The sequence below is a fragment of the Enterobacter sp. 118C5 genome (assembly GCF_034107645.1).
Lineage (GTDB): Bacteria > Pseudomonadota > Gammaproteobacteria > Enterobacterales > Enterobacteriaceae > Enterobacter > Enterobacter nematophilus.
The window spans coordinates 1-20,877 of record NZ_JAWNEU010000014.1; the positions used below are offsets into that span (position 1 = coordinate 1).

Consider the following 20,877-nt stretch of genomic DNA (forward strand, 5'->3'; position numbering starts at 1 on the left):
TTTATGAATATAAACAGCCCTTCGATGAACCCAAGGGCTGTTTGGAGATCCTTTCGTATCGTTCCATCAGAACACTTACGTTTCTTTGCTATAGCACGTAGCGAGATACCAATAACAAAGTGAGCAATAATCAGCTCATATTCTTCCGGCTTATATTTCTTCAGGCGTGCAACACAGCCATCAATCATTATCCCTTCATCGTCATCACATTGCAGGCGCGATTTCTTACCGTGCGGCAGTAGACCTTTAAAACCAGCAGCGATTGGTTGCCAGTCAACTCCACTGCTATCAGCTGCAGCCCAGGCTCCCCAGCGGTCCATTACCTCGTACATGTCACGCATTTTCCTCTCCAATTTTTTCGATAATTATCATTCCGGTTTCGCCCCATAGTTTTGATGTCCGGGCGTCCCAAATGTGGGAATCATCCTCAAACAAGGCGTCCAGCAGAGATTTTTTTAAGTTGTCCAGATCGGGCTTTTGCTGATGGGGTTGGCCGTCCATCGCTGCGCGCTTCTTCTTGCTCCAGCTCGTCGGCATCGGCAAAACGAAAGTGATATGGGCACCGCTCTCCGGTACCTTAATTCCATGAAGGCGAGCTTCATCGCAAAACATGCGATAGCGCATCACCGGCGGCCGCTGTTTCCATTTATCGCGGCGAGTCATGCGGGGTTTTCCGACTGGGGTGATGATGTATTTAGGCATAGAACACCCCCAGCTCTAACTGGACCTGCTCCAGCAGCTGCAACTCGGTACCGAAGTTTTCCTCCCATTGCTTACGGCCAGCATGAATCGCCACACCATAACCGCCGTTGCGATGGTGCATATGGCATAGGGGAATTGATTTTCGATGGTCAGCGCGCTGGCTTGCGCCCTGCCCGGTTCGGATGTGGTGGATTTCCGCAGGCGTTTCGCCCAAGTTCTGATTTCTGCACACGATGCAGCTCAGTGCGGCCACACGCGAAAGATGGAGGCTGTCTGCTTTCTTCATGCCGGACCACCAGCATAAGCAGAAACACCGCACATAGACGGGCGGTGAGAGTTGTTTAGGGTAATGCTCTGCGCCATTTTGATTCCTCATGTTGGCGCAGTAATCAGTGGGTGTTCAGCCCGTTTGATTATTATAAATCAACACTTACGGCTTGAGAACCTTAAGAGCTTCTGGAAGGGAGTTTAAGATTATTATCCGATCTTCATCATCCAGAACCTGGGCTGAAAGCCCTCCTTCTTTCTGGCGAATCAGTGTGCGCAATGCCTTGCTGGTCACCAAGTAATCTGTTATTTCACCATCAGTAAGGCATAAAACAAGTATTCCGTCTTTGGTTAGACCGGCAGCAAATTCGTTCAATTTCATGGGCACATCCCTAAAAATGGATTTCCCCTTGCGGGGGCGGTCCTTTTCTCCCTGTGAACTGATTTCATTGAGGTTTCGCTAACCAGATGTCTAATAGGTTAGAAAGATCAATTAACTGTAATTGGCCTGTCTAACCGATCTGCTTTCAATACACAGGAATCAGATCAGAGTTTTTAAATCACAGGCCGCCTGTCAGTATCGGTCACATGATTTAGGAGGTGCGTTACCACGCCCATTACGGTCGCATCGTCCAGCGCTTCGCCCTCGATAGCCTCTCCATCCTGAGTGATCAGTGCCTTCCCCTGGACGTTTGCGAAGTCCAGACTGCCGCAGAACGAAATCAGGACGGTATCACCCACTTCCGGCTTTCTGGCGACGTTTATGATCGCGTACCCGGCTGATGTTTCGATGGTTCGGCAGTTGCCGTCATAGCCGCAAAGGCTGGTGATAGTGAGCGTCTGTTTTGCGTAGTCTGCTGCTGGTGATGGAAAACCCATGATAACCACCCCTGTCAATTAACTGTATATTTATACAGTAACGCCATACAGAAAAATGATCAATGGATTAAGAGCACGAAATGTTAAAGGATATTTGGCATTAGGCATAAAAAAACCCGCCGAAGCGGGTTTAAGAGTTAGTGCTTAGTGCGCACTGGAAAGGACCAGCATTTGTAACCATAGGCATGAGCATCAAGAATCTTACGTTCAGAATCAGGAGTCCCTGCCTTTGCACGAGCTTTACGGAAACGGCATTTTACCCAGCGAAAACCGGCTGGTAACGGTTTGGTAGCGATGTCTTTTAAAGCCATACATAAACCTCGCCTCAGGGGAGCACCTCCCTAAAACTTGATTAAAATATGGGGATCCGCTACTGTACTGTTGTATACGCAGTACTGATTGCGGGTGCTCCAACATCCCCAATCCGGGCCCTTCCTCTCCAAAGGATGGGCCCAAATTTTTTTTATGAACGCACATACGCTTTTAATACCGAAAGAATACGCTCAGCATCTTCCGCAGTGAGATCAGTTGGTAAGCCTTGGACAGTAATCATCGTTCCTGTCTCCGGGCGAACTACAATCGGCAAATTGAAGGCTTGCACCTTCTCTCTCTTGCCCAGTTTAATCTTCTCCGCATTCTGATCCGCAGTATCAAATCCGTCTTGGCTTCCGTCAGTATCTGACTGGTTTACAATAGTACCCACTCGCACATACTCCTCGAACTTGTTTACGGCGCTTTTAAATCGGCTTTGATAGCTTTGAATGGAAGATTCACCAGGCTTCGTGGACTGGGTTGCAATATACTTCGCGATCAAGTCTTCAACGTCTAGATCTCGTACATCATCATCACTGTGAATTTTGATAACAGAGAGCAATAACAACGCTGAATTCTTCAGGTTACGTGCAGTTGCTTCATTGATGAGTCCCAATGAAGGCAGTTCGTACAGGAAATCGAAGAAAGCTTGAGTTGAATAATTGTTAGCCATGGCTGAATCTCTGATTACTTCAATACTGTTAGTTTAGAATCAAAGGATTCATCGATCAATTCTTTTTTCATCGATCGATGAATCCAATTGACAAGCCCCCTAGTCACAACCACAAAAAAGATCAATCAAATTTTGTCACAAACCACAACATAATCACGATAAATCAATAGAATCAATCACTTACACAGATCATAGATGTAGGGAAAGATTTTAGCATCATTGTTTTAATCTGTATTAAACAACAGTGATAAATGTATCGTCATTCTAGCTCTATCAGGAGTTATCCAGTCAGGGATTGTTGCTTGTTCATATCGACCTGGATAATCATCCATTGGGTTCGCGCTTTCATTGAATTAAGAATGATGTGTGCCCTTTCTGCGGTGAAAGCCTTACTTAAGGTTGCATAGCCACTCTATGCTGGGAAAAGCGGCTAAGGTCAAAGTCGATAATTGCACGTTGGTCACGGAAAATACCGCAGCGACCATAGCGGATAAGCTCTCCACGTTGCACGGCGATCCGGATGTACTTCTCTGCCGTGGTTCGGTGCAAGTTAAATATCGCGACGACGTCCTTAGTCGTGATATGGCCCTGCTCTTTCACCAGTTCGATAATCCGGTTAATCATCACCGTGCGCTCTTCATGAGTTTTTGGTCGTGGCATCGTTGATTCCTCCCATAAGCTCTTTCCATTTTTCCTGAAGCAACTGCCGGGCCGCTGCCTCACCATCAGGCGGGAACGAAAATCCCGCTCGGATGTCAGGGCAACCGTTCGAACAGCGGACCTCTGCTGAACCCCAGTTCATTCCCCGGCTGCGAACCCTCAGTGAAGGGGTCATGCCGCATTGAGGACATTTCGGTAAATTATTCATTCCCCAGCCCCTCCAGCAGATGCTTATGGCGGCGCAGCTCCCGAACAGCCCCCTGCAGACGCTGCAGGTTTGACAGCTTCGCTTTTGTTCGGCGGATTTCACCAGAGATATAACGGGATGACGTAATAATCAGGTCATCCGGACGGGAAGCAAATGCCGGGATGGTCTCAATAATTTCTGCAGTTGTTTTTTCTGGCTGCGCAGCTTCAACTGTAGCGCCTGCGGCCTCACCGGCTCCAGGCAGAGACCATGTCACGCCCTTCCCCTTCCCATTTTTGATAACCACGCCCTGGCGCTCAAAAGACAGCATTACTGAGACCATGCCGCGGGCATTACGATTTACAGCTGCAGCCAGCGCCGCGGTGGTCATAGCTCCGCTCTTTCCAAGCAACTGGCGGATAGCCACAGTATCAACCGGTGCTGGTTCATCACCTTTCAGGCGCGGAGCCTGATGTGCTGGCACCGCTGCCTGCGGTTTGGTCGGCTGCTTGGCCTGCTCTTTCACGGTACCGAGAGACCATGCCCCATCATAGAAATCACATAAACCCTGTTCTTTCTGCTCGCGCAGCATGTTCAGCGCTTCAACGGGCTCGATTTCCAGACGGGCAGCAACCTCGCGATATGTCGCTTTTTTCATGGCTTTCAGTGCATCAAGTACGGTTTCCATAAATATTCTCCTGATAAAATTCAGTTAGATCAGACCCTGAAGCCCGCTTTTGCCGCGGCCTCAATGTCGTTTTTGTAATATTCATCGTCAAAGGAACTGCGCATCACTCCGCTGTGAGCGACAGGTGCCAGTTTCAGTACCAAGTCATCCCATTTTTCACGCAACTTCGCCGGGCTTAGCACGTTTCGGCACCAGAACGGGTCGCTATGGACTCGCTTGAACATGTCGCAAATCTGGCGGTGTGTGCGCCCGTCGATAGTGCGCATCAACCGGATCTCGTTTGCCCATGCGTTCCAGTTTGGTTCTCTGGGGCGAGAAACTTCACCATCGGTTTCGGCTGCTTGTTCATACAGAGTTCGGATTTTGGAAAATATCCAGCTTGCGCATTGATGATCTTCTGGTGTGCCCCATTTTTTCGCGGCCGGTCTTTTTTTGGCTGAATCTTCGCCGTCTGGAAATTCGCCAGAATTTTCGGACGAAGAGATCTGTTTTAATGATGGATCTGTAGTTACTGACGGATCGTGTCCAGATTCTGAACCCTGAGAACCCTGTTTATTCGCGTTTTCTGAACGTTCGGGATTTGAACGTTCAGAACCTGAATGTTCAGAATCTGAATCATCAGGGTTGGCTAACCCCTTGTTTAATTGATGTCCAGATTTTGAACGTTCAGAATCTGAACTCTGAAAATATGCTGCCGCCTTGCGTAATTTTTCAGCATTCAGCGTGTATAAATTAGTGCCGCTGCGCTGGCCGTTTCGACGTTCGGTACGGGTTAACCATCCGTCTGCCTCAAGCTGGGTTATCGCAGTTATCACAGTACTTCGCCCGGCCCCAAGCTGGCGGGAAATGGTGGCAACAGACGGCCAGCACACACCCTCATCCGAGCTAAAATCGGCCAGGCGAGCCATAACCAGCAGTTTTATGCCCTTGACACCTTGTGCGGCACAACCGTCCCACACCCAGGAAGATAATTTCACGCTCACGACTTCACCTCAGTGAACTTAATTTCAAACTCTCGGCGCCCTGTTTCACTGACGCCGGTGTGCCCCTCCCGGCGATATGACACGCGGAGCTGGGATGCACGTAAAACAGTCACCATGCGCCCGCGTTCGTCGAGGTATCGCTTCCCTGGAATGATTTCACCGCGGCGATCCACTGGCTCCTGAGCGGGTCGGTTATTCATCGCGTTTTTCATGCGCTCTGCCAGTGCGCTCGCTAATTCCTGAGAAGTACGCATAGTTGCCTCCAGAACGTTATGCAGCCCGATGGCTGTTCATGATTTGAACCTTTACGCCCACCAGCTGCGCCAGCGCGTCTATCGCTTCCAGGGTTTCTCGCCTGATTACCGGTTGCGGTTTGCCGGTAAAGACCGCGTTGGTGGCTTCGATACACTCTTTGTTAACCCTGGCAGCCCGGTAGAGCATGCAGTCTTTCTGCTCCAGTTCGTTATCAATGGCGGTGCGGATGGCATAACTCAGGGCTTCCGCCTGTTTCAGGTAGTTAGGCGTATCGTTGCGGAATGCACGCTGGATAATCTGCTTGTTGTTGTGCAGTCGGCGCGCGTACTCGTCTGAGTCCGTCACGTTATCCAGTGGCTGAAGCAGACCGCCAAAGTGATGCGGGGTTATCAGCTGTGTAACCGTCTTCCAGCCCTTTTCCTGTGCCCATGACTCCAGCTCACATGCCAGTTTTTTGATTTCCATCAGTCAGTATCCTCCTGAGCTGTTGTGTTATTTTTTGGCTTGTAATCAGGCCAAATTTCAGCCCAATCGCTTGGCCGCATGTCAGAACGAGAAACCTTTCCATCGGTAAAGGTTTCGATAACGATGCATCGACTTGGCGAAATAGCAGCTCGCCCCGTTGCAAGTTGGGAGAGGTAAGATTTCGATATCCCAAGATGTTGCTCCAGCGCCTTGCGGATCTTTGGCCCACCGGCTTTCAAAAAGTCATTGAGTTGCATAATTGCTCCTATGTGTCGAGTTGTAAGTTTATAAACCACTAAACATTAATGTCAAGTTTTTGCTTGTTTAGAAATTACTAATCAAAATGACTGCATGGACACAAAAGAAATCAGGCGTAAGCGCCTAGCGGCATGGTTTTCCAGCAGAACCCTGCCGGAGAAAGAGAAGAGCTACCTTTCACAGCTGATCAACGGCAAAGCGTCGTTCGGCGAGAGAGCTGCGCGCCGTATTGAACGAGATTACGGCATGGCTCCTGGTTATCTTGATGAAGAACCTATGGGTGAAGATATAAGATCCCCTCGCCCATTTGACGCGCGCCATGAAGAATTACTAGACCTTTTCGACAGCCTTGCTGAATGGGAAAAAGAGCAGCACATGGTAAACCTCAGGGCCCAAGTTAACTCCATAGACAATGAGCTCAAGGCAAGGCTGAAAGGCAAGAGCAAACAAGAAATCCTTCAGATGCTCAAAGACCTCGAAATAGACTAACTCCCCTATAAAGACCGCCTGTTGCGGTCTTTTTTTTCTGCAAATTCAACCACATCTAATTTTTCACACCTTTTTGTTTACTATTGACTTTACATTTTGGTTTATTTGTTTATAAACTTAGACTAACAAAACACGCAGTAATTAGTAAACGTTCCGCCTACCCGGCGATAAGGGTAAACAAAGCGAACAGGTAGGATGTCCACGAAGTAGCCGCCCGGGGCATATGAAGACCGGGATGATTCGCCAGTATGAGTTGAGGAAAGTAACTGGATAAGAATGTGGAAGAACTTTTTGAAAAGATTGCACGCCTGGAGATGGCAGCCAAGCGAGGGTTGCAGATCAACGAAGAGAATAAGCCTCATTCAACACAAGGCCAGGTCATCTCCGTCGAATACTGCAATACGACGTTAAAGCACTGTGCTCTTTTTCATCGATGGATTAACGAGTGCCTCGGATCATGAGAATAGATTGCTGTTCAGACAAGCCGTAACCCTGAACAAATACCTCAATCTCTTCTTCTTCGGTCTCGTTCATGAAAGTTTCGCCACCGAGGCTATGGAAATCACCGGATATGACGTGCCCCTTCTCGATGTCATACCCACCGAGCAGCTCAGCGACTGTGAATTCTCCGATTTGGTCACGGATAACGATGTAACCAATGCGGTGCTCATGATGTACGACGACTCCGCGCATGCAAGTTTCCTTCTGGCTGTGTGAGAGCAACCAGAATACCACCGAGCCTGAAGTGGTGAAAAGACAGGCGCACAATTGGAAGCGCATTCCACCCTTTCACTAATGGGGATTGGTTTGTTAGCTGGCGGAGTGTGCTTCCAGTTGTGGGCAATCGAAATTGTAGATGGCTGTTAATAACCTTAATAGGGGATTCATTATGACAGACTTTAATCGTCAACCATCACGACAACAGGCAGTCCGCCTTAACTGGTTTGAAATAAAACTTCGAAAACTTTGTTATTTGCTTGCTCAAAAAGCCAACCCTGAACTCTGAAGGTTAATAGCGTCGATAAAACGCAATAACCTGACTGTCATTTAATTATACACTATTAAAAACCATGCCTTAAACGGCAGGGATTTTCACACCTTAAATTAAGGATCATAAAATGAAAGCAACTATTACCACCGTAGAATTGAGCCTGGCAATCGTAAATAAAAATCTTGCCACCTTTAATGTTAACGGTGTTATTTCAGGCGTGGTTCATTTGCCATCCTCTGGCCCTGTTACCGTTGTGATTGATGGTGGCTACGTACTCGGAGAGTTCGGTTGCCCTGCCTGCGCTGTTAAACACATTAGTTTGCTGTCTGTGAAATTCGCAGAAGCGCAGAACTCCTGTGGCATGTCCTATTACGACCATAAGCGCCAACAACTTAATTGATATGGATGAGATCAATTGTCATTGCGCTGTTTGCTGTCACGACTATAAAAAATCGGAAATGCACGAAAGGAAAACAGAAATATATCTCTTTAAGCGCACGATTTATTTATGTGAGCAATGCAATGAAAAAAGAGAAAAACGTGACGCTTTAAGAAAGGTAAAACGCGGCATCCGCAAGCCATTTCATTAAACATCTTTTTTCAAATATTAAGCGAGGTCATTATGTCTGTTGAGTTAAAAGTATTTGGTGGTGCTTATTTCCCAAAAGATAAAGCATTAAAAAAACACCCAGATTTAAAACCGCTTGCAACCGCAGTTAATGCGGCAACAAAAGCCATCGCTGAAGCCGTAATTTTCGGCAAGCTGGCGGCTGAGCACCCTGAACATATTGATGATTATTTTAAAGTGAAAATCTGGGAGCACCGTGATGGTTTGCCGTGCCCTGAGCTTGATGTTTTCTCACCTGAATTTTTCGATACCGTGGCAATCTGGAATGTTAACGCTGGCGAACCAGCTGCGGCGCCACAGCCTGAATCTGAAGAAAAGACGGAATGGGACGACAACAAGGCACAGGAAGAAATTAAAATCGTTGCGCAGCTCGACCAGGCATCCCGAGCAGCTTGTCTAGCACTGTTCGGCCCGGTCCCTGGAATCACTTCAGCGCAGTACGGCCAGATCGTAGATCTGAAGAATGATGATGAACCCAGCTTTGCCCGCGAGCTGGCCGAAGCACTATCCAAAGAAACACGATCGCTGGCCCTGGCACCGGAACGGCAGGAGCAATTACTCGCCTGGGTACGTGAGAACACAAAAGAATCTGCACAGTGGCCGGACATTAAAAAGCAGATCACTAAATGGATCGATACGCCGATTGATAAGCGACCTCAGCCTATTATCACTAACACCGAAGAAAACCGCACGGACACTGACTCCACTCTGGGCGGAGGAAACAAGACAGACCGCAGCCCAGATCTGGCACACAACCTGTCTACGCTCAAGATAGAGGTTGCTGTTGCGATTCTGGGCATGTACGACGAGATCGACATTTACGGCATCCCGAATAGATTATTTATTCCGGCGAAAGCCATGGCGGAAGCAGAACAGGACCCCCGCTTTACTGCATGGTGGAAAAAACTGCGTGGCACCCCCGGTATTCTGGATTATTCCCGGGCAGCCATCATCGCCTTAATTAAATCGGCTCCGGAAAAACTCTGGATAGATCCTGTCGCGCTGCGCCAGTACATCAATCGCGAGTTGGTTGAATTTAACCACGCGCACCCAGATCAGAAAACGGTTGATGCAGCTTGCCGCCCAAAATCCCGCGCCACCCCTGAGGGAAACGAAAATGATGAAGCCAAATCGCCTGTACCTGGCGAAACTCAGCCACCAGCAGTTTGCCCTGCCAAAGCTGCGCAGCTCGACAAAGAACTCAATGAGGCATTCGCTCAGAGCTCCGCGCCAGTACAGCAGCCCATCGACCAGCCGAAGGTGGAGAACCTTGGCGGAGGCGTCTTCTCTGTCGATGCACTGATAAATGTCTCCCCCTCAAATGAAGTCGAAAAACAGGAAGTACCACCAGCGCCAGGCGAACGCGAAATTTCAATTCTGCATGCACTCAATGACCTGATTTCTGGCCGCACCGACATCTTGGGGAAAGAAGAGGCAGAGGGAGTGGTTGCATGCACCGGCCAGCTCGTTTCCGATGTTATCCCGCTACTGATGGAAGATATCACCGCCACAGAATTTTGCTTGTCCCCTGATTTCACCGACGAGGAGATCCACGACGTGGCCACCACCATGCTGGATAGCTGGTCTGACGATATAAGCGTTCGTCAGAAAATCGCTCTTGATGCGATCGTGGAATACCGCCGACCGGAACCACCAAAATCTGTCGTGCTCGATTCACTGGCAGTTACTGCAAAGCCAAAAGCAGAGCCCGAACCAGCACCTGAAACAAACGCTCCGCTTTCTGCTGTTACCTACCTGCAGCAGCTGATCATTGCAGCACTGCAGGGCTTATGTTCCAACCCGGCATATTGCAATCAATATGAGGAATTACCGGCTATGGCCGCCGGGCTTGCACACAGCGTTATCAACCATCAGGAAGGCTCCTGTGCGTCTGATTAACCGTAGCAAGGGAGACAGCATCGGCGGGCCCGCATGTGCCGCCGCGCTCAAATGCCATTTTGAGAAATACGGCGAGCATGGTCGAAGCGACAAACAGACTTTTTACACCATCAAGATCCAAGGGAGAAAAATTACGGTCGAGGTTGTTAACAGGCCACGCAGCTATATGGCCACGGCAATGACCAGGGCCAGACCTTTGCAATGCCTCCCCGGGCTTGGTCGGTGATTTTTGACAATCAATATACTATCTGCCGCTGCGGTATCGTGGCGGCGTCATGGAGTTAAGCATGGCGCAAATCATTTTCGATGAAGAGTGGATGGTGGCGGGAAAGCTAACTGAAAAAACGGGGCTTGATGACAGGCAAATAAAAGCTTATCGCCTCGGATGCTGGATTGAAGGGGTTCATTTTAAGCGAGTACCCGCAGTACCCGGTGGAGAAAGCAAACGCGCTTTGGTCTGGTACAACTTTCCGCTGATTAATAGATTTATCCAGGAAGCATGATGAACTTTCCAACCGGCGTTGAACTTCACAACGGAAAAATCAGGATCACATTTACATATCGCGGCATTCGCTGCCGCGAAGTTCTGCGTGGCTGGGTGATTAACAGCAGTAACATCAAGAAGGCGGGAAACCTCCGCGCAGTCATCGTAAGTGAGATCCAATTCGGCCAGTTCGATTACGCGGCGCGCTTCCCTGAATCAAAGGCTCTTAAAAAATTCTCATCAACTAAACGAATCGGCACGTTCAACGATCTATGTGAATTTTTTATAGATACTAAGGCTCTGGAGGTCTCAGAGGCTACATTGCATTCCATTGTCTCTGTGGTTAATACCCTTAAGCGTGTCGTGGGCGAAAACACTCGCCTGGTTGATATTCAGCACGCTGATGTTCTGAATTACCGCAAAGAGCTGCTGACCGGGGAGGTTGTGAATCCTTCGATGCCCAATCGGAGCAAAAAAGGTCGCGCGCCTTCAACAGTCAATAAACAGATGGCTGTTTTCTCAGAAATGCTGAAGCTTGCGAACAGAAGCCAGTTTATATTACACGCTCCTTATGAGGGAGTATCGAGGCTCAAGCTATCAAAGGCAGATCCTGATCCGCTTTTACTTCATGAGTATCATGCGTTAATTGCTCTCCTCCCTCGTAAGTGGGTTTTAATCATTATTGTGTCTGTCCATACAGGAATGAGACCGGGTGAGGTATGTGCTCTGGCATGGGAGGATATTGACCTGAAGAAAGGCGAAATTCACGTATCCAGAAGCCTGACGAATAAAGGGTTGTTTGTGCCGCCCAAAACTGATGCCGGGATAAGAACGATCACCCTACTGAAACCAGCCCTTGATGCGTTGAAAGAGCAGTATGAAATCACCGGCAATAGTCCCAGGCAGCAAATCATCTTCCATCATAGGGAGCTTGGCAAAACCGAAACGCAAAATCTACGTTTCGTTTTTTCTCCTGAGAGGTGTACGTCGGGCAAGAACCGGTATTTTTCCAAAAACTCGATTTCGTATGGGTGGAAACGGGGCACTAAACTTTCCGGTATACGTGAAAGAAATCCATACCAGTCGCGACACACCTACGCCTGCTGGACGCTTATGGCCGGTGCTAACCCTTCCTTTATCGCCAGCCAGATGGGTCATGAAGATGCACGTATGGTGTACGAGGTTTACTCGAAGTGGATTGGAGATATGAACCAGGATCAGGTCAATATGCTAAATAATCAGATGCCGACTGCAATGCCCCCAAGACGCCCCCAAGGCATTGGTAGCATTAAAAAAGTCATTTAATTTCATGATGCTGGTTTTAAACTACATAATCAGCGTTAAACTATTCATACTATTTATTCCGGGAGAAAAGATGATGCGCGTACTGGTTGTTGAGGATAACGCATTGCTACGCCACCACCTGAAGGTTCAGCTTCAGGAGATGGGACATCAGGTGGACGATGCTGAAGATGCAAAAGAAGCCGATTATTATCTCAATGAACACCTGCCGGACATCGCCATTGTCGATTTAGGCCTGCCTGATGAAGACGGCCTGTCGTTAATTCGTCGCTGGCGCAGCCATGACGTTTCCCTGCCGGTTCTGGTTCTCACCGCCCGCGAAGGCTGGCAGGACAAAGTTGAAGTGCTCAGCGCCGGTGCCGATGATTACGTCACCAAACCGTTCCATATTGAAGAAGTGGCGGCGCGCATGCAGGCGCTGTTACGCCGCAACAGCGGGCTGGCTTCACAGGTTATCTCCATTCCACCTTTCCAGGTGGATCTCTCCCGGCGCGAGCTCTCAATTAACGATGAAGTGATCAAGCTCACCGCGTTCGAATACACCATTATGGAAACGCTGATCCGTAACAGCGGCAAGGTAGTGAGCAAAGACTCCTTAATGCTCCAGCTCTACCCTGACGCTGAGCTGCGCGAGAGTCACACCATTGACGTGCTGATGGGCCGTTTGCGTAAGAAAATCCAGGCGCAGTATCCGCAGGACGTGATTACGACCGTCCGCGGCCAGGGCTACCTGTTCGAATTACGCTAAATGAGACGGATTTTGCGCCACATTCTGCCCCTCTCGCTGCGGGTTCGTTTTTTACTGGCAACGGCCGCGGTGGTGCTGGTGCTGTCGCTCTCCTACGGTCTGGTCGCCCTGGTGGGCTACAGCGTCAGCTTTGATAAAACGACCTTTCGACTATTACGCGGCGAAAGTAACCTGTTTTATACCCTGGCCAAATGGGAAGACAACCACATCACCGTTGATATGCCGGAGAATCTGGATCAACAGAGCCCCACTTTAGCCCTGATTTACAACGAAAAGGGAAAGTTGCTTTGGTCACAGCGCGATATCCCGTGGCTGGCGAAAAGCATTCGTCCGGAGTGGCTTAAAACCAACGGGTTTCATGAGATAGAAGCCGATCTCAACACCACCAGCACGCTGATCCGCGAAGATCGCTCGATGCAGCAAAAGCTCAATGAAATCCGTGCTGACGATGCCGAGACGGAAATGACGCACTCGGTGGCGATCAATATCTACCCGGCGACCATGAACATGCCGCAGTTGACCATTGTGGTGATCGACACCATTCCGGTTGAGCTAAAACGTTCCTATAAGGTCTGGGGCTGGTTCGTTTATGTTCTGGCCGCAAACCTGCTGCTGGTGATCCCGCTGCTTTGGTTGGCAGCCTGGTGGAGCTTGCGCCCTATTGAGTCCCTGGCGCGAGAGGTGCGCGAGCTGGAGGAACACCATCGTGAAAAGCTCAATCCGGAAACCACCCGTGAGCTGACCAGCCTGGTGCGTAACCTCAATCGCCTGCTGAAAAGCGAGCGTGAACGCTATGATAAGTACCGTACGACCCTGACCGACCTCACCCACAGCCTGAAAACGCCGCTGGCCGTGATGCAAAGCACCCTGCGTTCCATGCGCAGCTCAAGGCTGAGCGTCGACGATGCCGAGCCGGTGATGCTGGAGCAGATCAGCCGAATCTCGCAGCAAATTGGCTACTATCTGCATCGCGCCAGCATGCGTTCCGGCAGCGCGCTCCTGAGCCGCGAGCTGCACCCGGTGGCTCCGCTGCTGGACAATCTCACGTCCGCCCTCAACAAGGTTTATCAGCGTAAAGGGGTGAACATTAGCCTCGATATTTCGCCTGAGATTAGCTTTGTCGGTGAAAAAAATGACTTTATGGAAGTGATGGGCAACCTGCTGGATAACGCCTGCAAATACTGCCTGGAGTTTGTGGAAGTGTCGGCGCGCCAGACGGATAACGAGTTACACGTTATCGTTGAGGATGATGGCCCGGGGATCCCGCTCAATAAACGTGATGTGGTGTTCGATCGCGGTCAGCGAGCGGATACGCTGCGCCCCGGTCAGGGCGTGGGTCTAGCCGTCGCCCGCGAGATTGTCGACCAGTACGACGGAAAAATCGAAACCAGCGAAAGCTTGCTCGGCGGGGCCAGAATGGAAGTGATTTTTGGTCGTCAGCAGCCCACATCGGACGATAGTTAACCCGTTATGTGAAAAATGCGAGGATCTCGCAGCCGGGGGGCTGAGCTTCCGTTATAATCCGAGTCAGTAAGAGCCTGCGGAATAAAAAAATATGGATTATCACTTAACACTTAACTGGCCCGAATTTATTGAACGTTACTGGCAAAAGCGCCCGGTGGTTCTGAAACGCGGGTTCAGCAACTTTGTCGACCCTATCTCACCTGACGAGCTGGCCGGTCTGGCCATGGAAAACGAAGTCGACAGCCGCCTGGTCAGCCACCAGGACGGGAAATGGCAGGTCAGCCACGGTCCTTTCGAAAGTTACGATCATCTCGGCGAAAGCAACTGGTCACTGCTGGTGCAGGCGGTCAACCACTGGCACGAGCCGACTGCCGCGCTAATGCGCCCGTTCCGCGCCCTGCCGGACTGGCGCATGGACGATCTGATGATCTCCTTCTCCGTACCTGGCGGCGGCGTGGGTCCGCATCTGGACCAGTACGACGTGTTTATCATTCAGGGTACGGGACGCCGCCGCTGGCGCGTGGGCGAAAAAGTGCCGATGAAACAGCACTGCCCGCACCCGGATCTGCTTCAGGTTGATCCGTTCGAAGGCATTATCGACGAAGAGCTGGAGCCGGGCGATATCCTCTACATTCCGCCAGGCTTCCCTCACGAAGGTTACTCCCTCGAGAACTCGCTGAACTACTCCGTTGGATTCCGCGCGCCGAGCGGCCGCGAGATGATCAGCGGCTTTGCCGACTACGTCCTGCAGCGCGAGCTGGGCAGCTATCGCTACAGCGATCCGGACGTGCCCGCGCGCGAGCATCCGGCAGACATCATGCCGGTAGAGCTGGATAAGCTGCGCGGCATGATGCTGGATCTGATCAACGAGCCGGAGCACTTTAAACAATGGTTTGGCGAGTTTATCAGCCAGTCCCGCCACGAGCTGGACGTTGCACCGCCGGAGCCGCCGTATCAGGCAGACGAGATTTATGATGCGCTGCAGCAGGGTGACAAGCTGGTTCGTCTGGGCGGATTGCGCGTGCTGCGCATTGGTGAAGAGGTCTTCGTCAACGGTGAGAAGCTCGACTCCCCGCATCGCCCGGCGCTGGAAGCCATTGCAAGCCATCTGGTGTTGACTGCCGACACCTTTGGCGATGCGCTGGAAGATCCGTCCTTCCTCGCGATGCTGGCCGCGCTGGTCAACAGCGGGTACTGGTTCTTTGAGGACTGAGTTGCTTTAATGCCCGGTGGCGCTTCGCCACCGGGCTTTTGCTTACCGCTTCGCGGTTAACTCCGCTATCCGCACAATCACCTTCACCGCTTTTTCCATTCCTTCCAGCGTCACGAACTCATGCTTGCCGTGGTAGTTGTAGCCACCGGTAAACAGGTTCGGGCACGGCAGCCCCATAAACGACAGCTGCGAGCCGTCAGTGCCGCCGCGAATCGGTTTTAAGACCGGTTCAATATCGCAGTCGCGCATCGCCTGCTGGGCGATATCCAGAATGTGCGGATGGGCCATCACCTTGTCGCGCATATTGTAATAGCTGTCTTCAATGATCAGCTCAATATAGCAGTCAGGATGCAATCCCTTCCCAACCTTCTTGGCGATCTCCATCATTTTGCGCTTGCGCGCCTCAAAGGCTTTACGGTCAAAATCGCGGATGATGTAGTGCATCTGCGCGCTGTCCACGGTGCCTTTGATGCTGGTGAGGTGATAAAAGCCCTCATACCCCTCGGTCTGTTCAGGGCTCTCTTCCGCCGGGACTTCCGCATGAATACGCGACGCCAGCGACAGCGCGTTCACCATCACCCCTTTGGCAGAGCCTGGGTGAACGTTGTTTCCGACAATTTTTATGGTCACCGAGGCGGCGTTGAAGTTTTCATACTCCAGCTCGCCCACGCCGCCGCCGTCGACGGTGTACGCCCACTGCGCGTTAAAAGCTTCCACGTCGAAGTGCTTCGCGCCCTTACCCACCTCTTCGTCCGGGGTAAAGGCCACGCGGATGTCCCCGTGCGGGATGTTTTTACCTTTCAGGACCGCCAGCGCCGTCATGATTTCCGCGATGCCCGCCTTGTCATCCGCCCCCAGCAGCGTTTTGCCGTCGGTGGTGATCAGCGTCTGGCCGAGCAGCTGGTGCAGCACCGGGAACATCACCGGAGAGAGCACTTCGTCACCAATACCCAGCGCAATATCGCCGCCGCGGTAGTTTTCCACGATCTGCGGGTTCACGTGTTTGCCGCTAAAATCCGGAGAGGTGTCGACATGGGAGATAAAGCCAATCGCCGGAATATCACCCGGCACATTCGCCGGCAGCGTTCCCATCACAGTGCCTTTTTCGCTTAACGTAACGTTGACCAGCCCCATGGCCTCAAGCTGCTCTTTAAGCAGGTTTAACAACTTCCACTGGCCTTCGGTGCTTGGCACCTGGCGGACACCCGGCTTAGATTGGGTATCCAGCGAAACATACTGTAAAAAACGCTCAAGTAATTTATCCATGCAGTCACCCTCACTTTTTGTGACAACATTATCAGTAAGCATCAAAACGCAAATATTGCGTCAGGTCACTTTTATCCCGCAAACGAGAACTTTTTACGTTTATATCTTTATGCGTTAATAAATGTAGCTTATGAATCAGTGACAAGGATTGGCGATTACGGGGGATTGCCGTAGAATGTCCGCCCTCATTACGAGTCACCAAGGTGGTTACACACAAACCCCGCTTCAGTCTGCTGCCTGAGGCGTCTATATGGGACAGCGCAAAAATTGAATACACAATCCCGTTCTCGTTCACCGCTGGTGCAACTGGAACGAATTCGTAAAAGCTTTGATGGCAAAGACGTCATTTCAGACCTCAACCTGACCATCAATGATGGTGAGTTTCTTACGCTGCTTGGCCCCTCCGGCTGCGGCAAAACCACCGTACTGCGCCTTATCGCCGGGCTGGAAAGCGTTGATAATGGCCGCATCCATCTTGAGAACCAGGACATCACCCAAGTTCCTGCCGAAGATCGCCACGTCAATACCGTTTTTCAGAGCTACGCTCTGTTCCCGCACATGACCGTGTTTGAGAACGTGGCGTTTGGCCTGCGGATGCAAAAAACCCCGGCTAATGAGATCGAACCGCGCGTCACCGAAGCTCTGCGCATGGTACAGCTGGAAGCGTTTGCCCAGCGAAAGCCCCACCAGCTCTCCGGCGGTCAGCAGCAGCGTGTGGCCATTGCCCGCGCGGTCGTCAATAAACCACGCCTGCTTCTGCTGGATGAATCCCTCTCCGCGCTGGACTACAAGCTGCGCAAGCAGATGCAGAACGAGCTGAAGGCGCTACAGCGCAAGCTCGGTATCACGTTCGTGTTTGTCACCCACGATCAGGAAGAGGCGCTGACCATGTCTGACCGCATCGTGGTGATGCGCGACGGCAAAATCGAGCAGGACGGTACGCCGCGTGAAATTTACGAAGAGCCGAAAAACCTGTTTGTCGCCAGCTTTATTGGCGAGATCAATATCTTCAACGCCACGGTTCTTGAGCGTCTGGATGCGCAGCGCGTTCGCGCGAACGTCGAGGGACGCGACTGCATTATCACCGTGAACTTTGCCGTCGAGAAAGACCAAAAACTCAACGTCCTGCTGCGCCCGGAAGATCTCCGCGTTGATGAGATCCACGACGCGGCCGACGTCGAAGGTCTGATCGGTTACGTTCGCGAACGTAACTATAAAGGGATGACCCTCGAGTCCGTGGTTGAACTGGAGAACGGCAAAATGGTGATGGTCAGCGAATTCTTTAACGAGGACGACCCTGACTTTGACCACTCTCTTGACCAGAAAATGGTTATCAACTGGGTAGAAAGCTGGGAGGTTGTGCTGGCTGATGAAGAACACAAGTAAGTTCCAGAAGGTGGTGATTGCCACAATCGTCGGTTGGCTTGTGCTATTTGTCTTTTTACCCAACCTGATGATCGTTGCCACCAGCTTCCTGACCCGCGACGATGCAAACTTCGTTTCGCTGGTCTTTACGCTGGATAATTACGCGCGCCTGCTCGATCCGCTCTATTTTGACGTGCTGCTGCACTCGCTCAATATGGCGCTGATTGCCACCGTGGCCTGCCTGCTGCTGGGGTACCCTTTCGCATGGTTCCTGGCGGGACTGCCGCAAAAGGTGCGCCCGCTGCTGCTGTTTCTGCTGATTGTGCCGTTCTGGACCAACTCGCTGATTCGCATCTACGGGCTGAAAATCTTCCTCAGCACCAAAGGCTACCTCAATGAATTTCTGCTGTGGCTGGGGGTGATTGATACGCCGATCCGCATTATGTTCACCCCGAGCGCGGTGATCGTTGGCCTGGTCTATATCCTGCTGCCGTTTATGGTGATGCCGCTCTACTCCAGCATTGAGAAGCTGGATAAACCGCTGCTGGAAGCGGCAAAAGACCTGGGAGCTAGCAAGCTGCAGACCTTTATCCGGATTATCATTCCGCTGACCATGCCCGGCATTATCGCGGGCTGTCTGCTGGTGATGCTGCCTGCGATGGGCCTGTTCTACGTGTCGGACCTGATGGGCGGGGCGAAAAACCTGCTGATCGGTAACGTGATCAAGAGCCAGTTCCTCAACATCCGCGACTGGCCGTTCGGCTCCGCGACCAGCATTACGCTCACGGTGGTGATGGGCCTGATGCTGCTGGTCTACTGGCGCGCTTCGCGTCTGCTGAATAAAAAGGTGGAGCTCGAATGATCGGTCGACTGCTTCGCGGCGGTTTTATGACCGCCATTTACGCTTACCTTTATATCCCGATTATCATTTTGATCGTGAACTCGTTTAACAGCTCGCGCTTCGGGATTAACTGGCAGGGCTTTACCACCAGCTGGTACAGCCTGCTGATGAACAACGACAGCCTGCTGCAGGCAGCCCAGCACTCGTTGACGATGGCGATCGTCTCCGCCACCTTCGCCACGCTGATTGGCTCCCTCACCGCCGTGGCGCTGTACCGCTACCGCTTTCGCGGCAAGCCGTTCGTCAGCGGCATGCTGTTTGTGGTGATGATGTCGCCGGACATCGTGATGGCGATTTCGCTGCTGGTGCTGTTTATGCTGCTGGGCGTACAGCTTGGCTTCTGGTCGCTGCTGTTTTCCCATATCACCTTCTGCCTGCCGTTTGTGGTGGTGACCGTCTATGCCCGCCTGAAAGGGTTCGACGTGCGCATGCTGGAGGCAGCGAAAGATCTGGGTGCCAGCGAGATGACCATCCTGCGCAAAATCATCCTGCCGCTGGCGATGCCTGCCGTGGCGGCCGGGTGGCTGCTCAGCTTTACCCTGTCGATGGATGACGTCGTGGTCTCCTCATTCGTGACCGGGCCGAGCTACGAAATTCTGCCGTTGAAGATCTATTCGATGGTGAAAGTCGGCGTCTCACCGGAGGTGAACGCGCTGGCGACCATTCTGCTGGTGTTTTCGCTGGTTCTGGTGATCGCCAGCCAGGTTATTGCTCGTGATAAAACAAAACCTCAGGGGACAATGAAATGAAAAAAATGCTCGCCGCTGCGGCGCTGGTGCTTGGCATGGGTGCCGCACACGCTGATGACAGCAAAACGCTCTACTTCTACAACTGGACCGAATACGTGCCGCCGGGCCTGCTGGAGCAGTTCACCAAAGAGACGGGCATCAAGGTTATCTACTCGACCTACGAGTCGAATGAAACTATGTACGCCAAGCTGAAAACCTATAAAGACGGCGCGTACGATCTGGTCGTTCCCTCCACCTACTTTGTCGACAAAATGCGCAAAGAGGGGATGATCCAGAAGATCGACAAAACGAAGCTAACCCATTTTTCAAACCTCGATCCGGAGATGCTCAACAAGCCGTTCGACCCGAATAACGACTACTCCATTCCGTACATCTGGGGCGCAACGGCAATTGGCGTGAACAGCGAGGCCATCGATCCGAAAACGGTCACCGGCTGGGCCGATCTGTGGAAACCGGAATACAAAGGCAGCCTGCTGTTAACCGACGATGCGCGCGAAGTGTTCCAGATCGCGCTGCGTAAACTTGGCTATTCCGGTAACACCACCGATCCGAAAGAGATCGAAGCGGCCTACAACGAGCTGAAAAAGCTGATGCCTAACGTGGCGGCATTCAACTCTGATAATCCGGCAAACCCGTATATGGAAGGCGAAGTGAACCTGGGAATGGTATGGAACGGCTCTGCGTATGTTGCCCGCCAGGCCGGGACGCCGCTGGAAGTGGTCTGGCCGAAGGAAGGCGGCATCTTCTGGATGGACAGCCTCGCGATCCCGGCCAACGCGAAGAACGTGGACGGCGCGCTGAAGCTGATTAATTTCCTGCTGCGTCCGGACGTGGCGAAACAGGTTGCCGAGACGATTGGCTACCCGACGCCAAACCTGGCCGCCCGCAAGCTGCTGAAGCCTGACGTGGCTAACGATAAGTCACTCTATCCGGATGCCGAAACCATCAGCAAAGGTGAATGGCAGAACGATGTAGGCGACGCGAGCCGCCTTTACGAAGAGTATTATCAGAAGTTAAAAGCAGGTCGTTAATGCAATGCGTAACGGGCG

Annotated in this window: 27 protein-coding genes; 13 read left to right on the forward strand and 14 right to left on the reverse strand. The window is 51.6% G+C overall.

Annotation, left to right across the window (positions count from 1 at the left end; translation table 11 throughout):
• The 12 genes from UTO39_RS18520 to UTO39_RS18575 all read right to left on the reverse strand — a co-directional run.
• Positions 1–341: antiterminator Q family protein (locus UTO39_RS18520; RefSeq protein WP_320727773.1), on the reverse strand; the 341-nt coding region annotated here is incomplete at its 3' end.
• Positions 334–702, reverse strand: a complete 369-nt coding sequence (locus tag UTO39_RS18525) for a RusA family crossover junction endodeoxyribonuclease (protein ID WP_265637982.1) — start codon at positions 700–702, stop codon at positions 334–336. The genes UTO39_RS18525 and UTO39_RS18520, both read right to left, overlap by 8 nt.
• A complete protein-coding gene (locus tag UTO39_RS18530; protein WP_320727774.1) occupies positions 695–988 on the reverse strand; it encodes a Ref family recombination enhancement nuclease in 294 nt (97 codons plus the stop codon). Before UTO39_RS18530 ends, UTO39_RS18525 begins: the two co-directional genes overlap by 8 nt.
• A gap of 144 nt (positions 989–1,132) precedes the next feature.
• Positions 1,133–1,351, reverse strand: coding sequence for a hypothetical protein (locus UTO39_RS18535; RefSeq protein WP_320727775.1), 219 nt, complete (start codon positions 1,349–1,351; stop codon positions 1,133–1,135).
• Between the two features lie 173 nt (positions 1,352–1,524).
• Positions 1,525–1,848 (reverse strand): hypothetical protein, encoded by a 324-nt coding sequence (locus tag UTO39_RS18540; RefSeq protein ID WP_320727776.1) that lies wholly within the window; start codon positions 1,846–1,848, stop codon positions 1,525–1,527.
• A 463-nt stretch (positions 1,849–2,311) separates the two neighbouring features.
• On the reverse strand, positions 2,312–2,833 hold the full coding sequence (locus UTO39_RS18545; RefSeq protein ID WP_265637974.1) for a hypothetical protein: 522 nt from the start codon (positions 2,831–2,833) through the stop codon (positions 2,312–2,314).
• A gap of 393 nt (positions 2,834–3,226) precedes the next feature.
• A complete protein-coding gene (locus tag UTO39_RS18550; RefSeq protein ID WP_320727777.1) occupies positions 3,227–3,493 on the reverse strand; it encodes a DUF977 family protein in 267 nt (88 codons plus the stop codon).
• Positions 3,494–3,693: 200 nt separating this feature from the next.
• Positions 3,694–4,368 (reverse strand): DUF1627 domain-containing protein, encoded by a 675-nt coding sequence (locus UTO39_RS18555; protein ID WP_320727778.1) that lies wholly within the window; start codon positions 4,366–4,368, stop codon positions 3,694–3,696.
• 29 nt (positions 4,369–4,397) lie between these two features.
• Positions 4,398–5,351: a helix-turn-helix domain-containing protein gene (locus UTO39_RS18560; RefSeq protein WP_320727779.1), complete on the reverse strand. Its 954-nt coding sequence runs from the start codon at positions 5,349–5,351 to the stop codon at positions 4,398–4,400.
• Positions 5,348–5,605, reverse strand: coding sequence for a DUF4222 domain-containing protein (locus UTO39_RS18565; RefSeq protein ID WP_320727780.1), 258 nt, complete (start codon positions 5,603–5,605; stop codon positions 5,348–5,350). The genes UTO39_RS18560 and UTO39_RS18565 overlap by 4 nt, the downstream gene beginning before the upstream one ends.
• Before the next feature lie 16 nt (positions 5,606–5,621).
• A complete protein-coding gene (locus UTO39_RS18570; protein ID WP_320727781.1) occupies positions 5,622–6,071 on the reverse strand; it encodes a hypothetical protein in 450 nt (149 codons plus the stop codon).
• The gene (locus UTO39_RS18575; protein WP_023311189.1) at positions 6,071–6,328 is read right to left on the reverse strand and encodes a YdaS family helix-turn-helix protein; all 258 of its coding nucleotides are present in this window, start codon (positions 6,326–6,328) and stop codon (positions 6,071–6,073) included. Before UTO39_RS18575 ends, UTO39_RS18570 begins: the two co-directional genes overlap by 1 nt.
• Positions 6,329–6,422: 94 nt before the next feature.
• On the opposite strand from UTO39_RS18575, the gene UTO39_RS18580 reads away from it, so the two are divergent.
• A complete protein-coding gene (locus UTO39_RS18580; RefSeq protein WP_236903562.1) occupies positions 6,423–6,818 on the forward strand; it encodes a hypothetical protein in 396 nt (131 codons plus the stop codon).
• A gap of 438 nt (positions 6,819–7,256) precedes the next feature.
• Here UTO39_RS18580 and UTO39_RS18585 read toward each other — a convergent pair whose 3' ends face one another.
• Complete coding sequence (locus UTO39_RS18585) at positions 7,257–7,511, reverse strand: hypothetical protein (RefSeq protein WP_047744371.1); 255 nt, start codon at positions 7,509–7,511, stop codon at positions 7,257–7,259.
• 425 nt (positions 7,512–7,936) lie between these two features.
• Between UTO39_RS18585 and UTO39_RS18590 the strand changes: the two genes are divergently transcribed.
• The 8 genes from UTO39_RS18590 (at position 7,937) to UTO39_RS18625 (ending at position 15,547) form a co-directional block, all read left to right on the forward strand.
• Positions 7,937–8,209 carry a hypothetical protein gene (locus UTO39_RS18590; RefSeq protein ID WP_320727782.1) on the forward strand — a complete coding sequence of 91 codons (273 nt, stop codon included), beginning with the start codon at positions 7,937–7,939 and terminating at the stop codon, positions 8,207–8,209.
• Positions 8,210–8,431: 222 nt separating this feature from the next.
• Complete coding sequence (locus UTO39_RS18595; protein WP_320727783.1) at positions 8,432–10,336, forward strand: exodeoxyribonuclease VIII; 1,905 nt, start codon at positions 8,432–8,434, stop codon at positions 10,334–10,336.
• On the forward strand, positions 10,257–10,562 hold the full coding sequence (locus UTO39_RS18600) for a DUF4060 family protein (RefSeq protein ID WP_407065111.1): 306 nt from the start codon (positions 10,257–10,259) through the stop codon (positions 10,560–10,562). The genes UTO39_RS18595 and UTO39_RS18600 overlap by 80 nt, the downstream gene beginning before the upstream one ends.
• Before the next feature lie 61 nt (positions 10,563–10,623).
• Complete coding sequence (xisR, locus tag UTO39_RS18605) at positions 10,624–10,839, forward strand: excisionase family protein (RefSeq protein WP_010429804.1); 216 nt, start codon at positions 10,624–10,626, stop codon at positions 10,837–10,839.
• Positions 10,839–12,125: a site-specific integrase gene (locus UTO39_RS18610; protein WP_320727785.1), complete on the forward strand. Its 1,287-nt coding sequence runs from the start codon at positions 10,839–10,841 to the stop codon at positions 12,123–12,125. The genes xisR and UTO39_RS18610 overlap by 1 nt, the downstream gene beginning before the upstream one ends.
• 73 nt (positions 12,126–12,198) lie before the next feature.
• Complete coding sequence (gene phoP / locus UTO39_RS18615; protein WP_025911763.1) at positions 12,199–12,870, forward strand: two-component system response regulator PhoP; 672 nt, start codon at positions 12,199–12,201, stop codon at positions 12,868–12,870.
• Entirely contained in the window at positions 12,871–14,334 is a 1,464-nt protein-coding gene (phoQ, locus tag UTO39_RS18620; RefSeq protein WP_320727786.1) for a two-component system sensor histidine kinase PhoQ, read from the forward strand.
• Positions 14,335–14,425: 91 nt separating this feature from the next.
• Positions 14,426–15,547 carry a cupin domain-containing protein gene (locus tag UTO39_RS18625; protein WP_320727787.1) on the forward strand — a complete coding sequence of 374 codons (1,122 nt, stop codon included), beginning with the start codon at positions 14,426–14,428 and terminating at the stop codon, positions 15,545–15,547.
• A gap of 42 nt (positions 15,548–15,589) precedes the next feature.
• On the opposite strand, the gene pepT is transcribed toward UTO39_RS18625, so the two are convergent.
• Positions 15,590–16,813, reverse strand: a complete 1,224-nt coding sequence (pepT, locus tag UTO39_RS18630) for a peptidase T (RefSeq protein WP_061098549.1) — start codon at positions 16,811–16,813, stop codon at positions 15,590–15,592.
• 237 nt (positions 16,814–17,050) lie between these two features.
• Between pepT and potA the strand changes: the two genes are divergently transcribed.
• The 4 genes from potA to potD are packed head-to-tail and all read left to right on the forward strand — an operon-like array spanning position 17,051 to position 20,859.
• Positions 17,051–18,199 carry a spermidine/putrescine ABC transporter ATP-binding protein PotA gene (gene potA / locus UTO39_RS18635; protein WP_320727811.1) on the forward strand — a complete coding sequence of 383 codons (1,149 nt, stop codon included), beginning with the start codon at positions 17,051–17,053 and terminating at the stop codon, positions 18,197–18,199.
• Positions 18,183–19,040, forward strand: a complete 858-nt coding sequence (gene potB / locus UTO39_RS18640; RefSeq protein WP_266178290.1) for a spermidine/putrescine ABC transporter permease PotB — start codon at positions 18,183–18,185, stop codon at positions 19,038–19,040. The genes potA and potB overlap by 17 nt, the downstream gene beginning before the upstream one ends.
• Positions 19,037–19,828 (forward strand): spermidine/putrescine ABC transporter permease PotC, encoded by a 792-nt coding sequence (potC, locus tag UTO39_RS18645; protein WP_061098552.1) that lies wholly within the window; start codon positions 19,037–19,039, stop codon positions 19,826–19,828. The genes potB and potC overlap by 4 nt, the downstream gene beginning before the upstream one ends.
• Entirely contained in the window at positions 19,825–20,859 is a 1,035-nt protein-coding gene (gene potD / locus UTO39_RS18650) for a spermidine/putrescine ABC transporter substrate-binding protein PotD (RefSeq protein ID WP_266178291.1), read from the forward strand. Before potC ends, potD begins: the two co-directional genes overlap by 4 nt.
• The last annotated feature ends 18 nt before the right edge of the window (positions 20,860–20,877 follow it).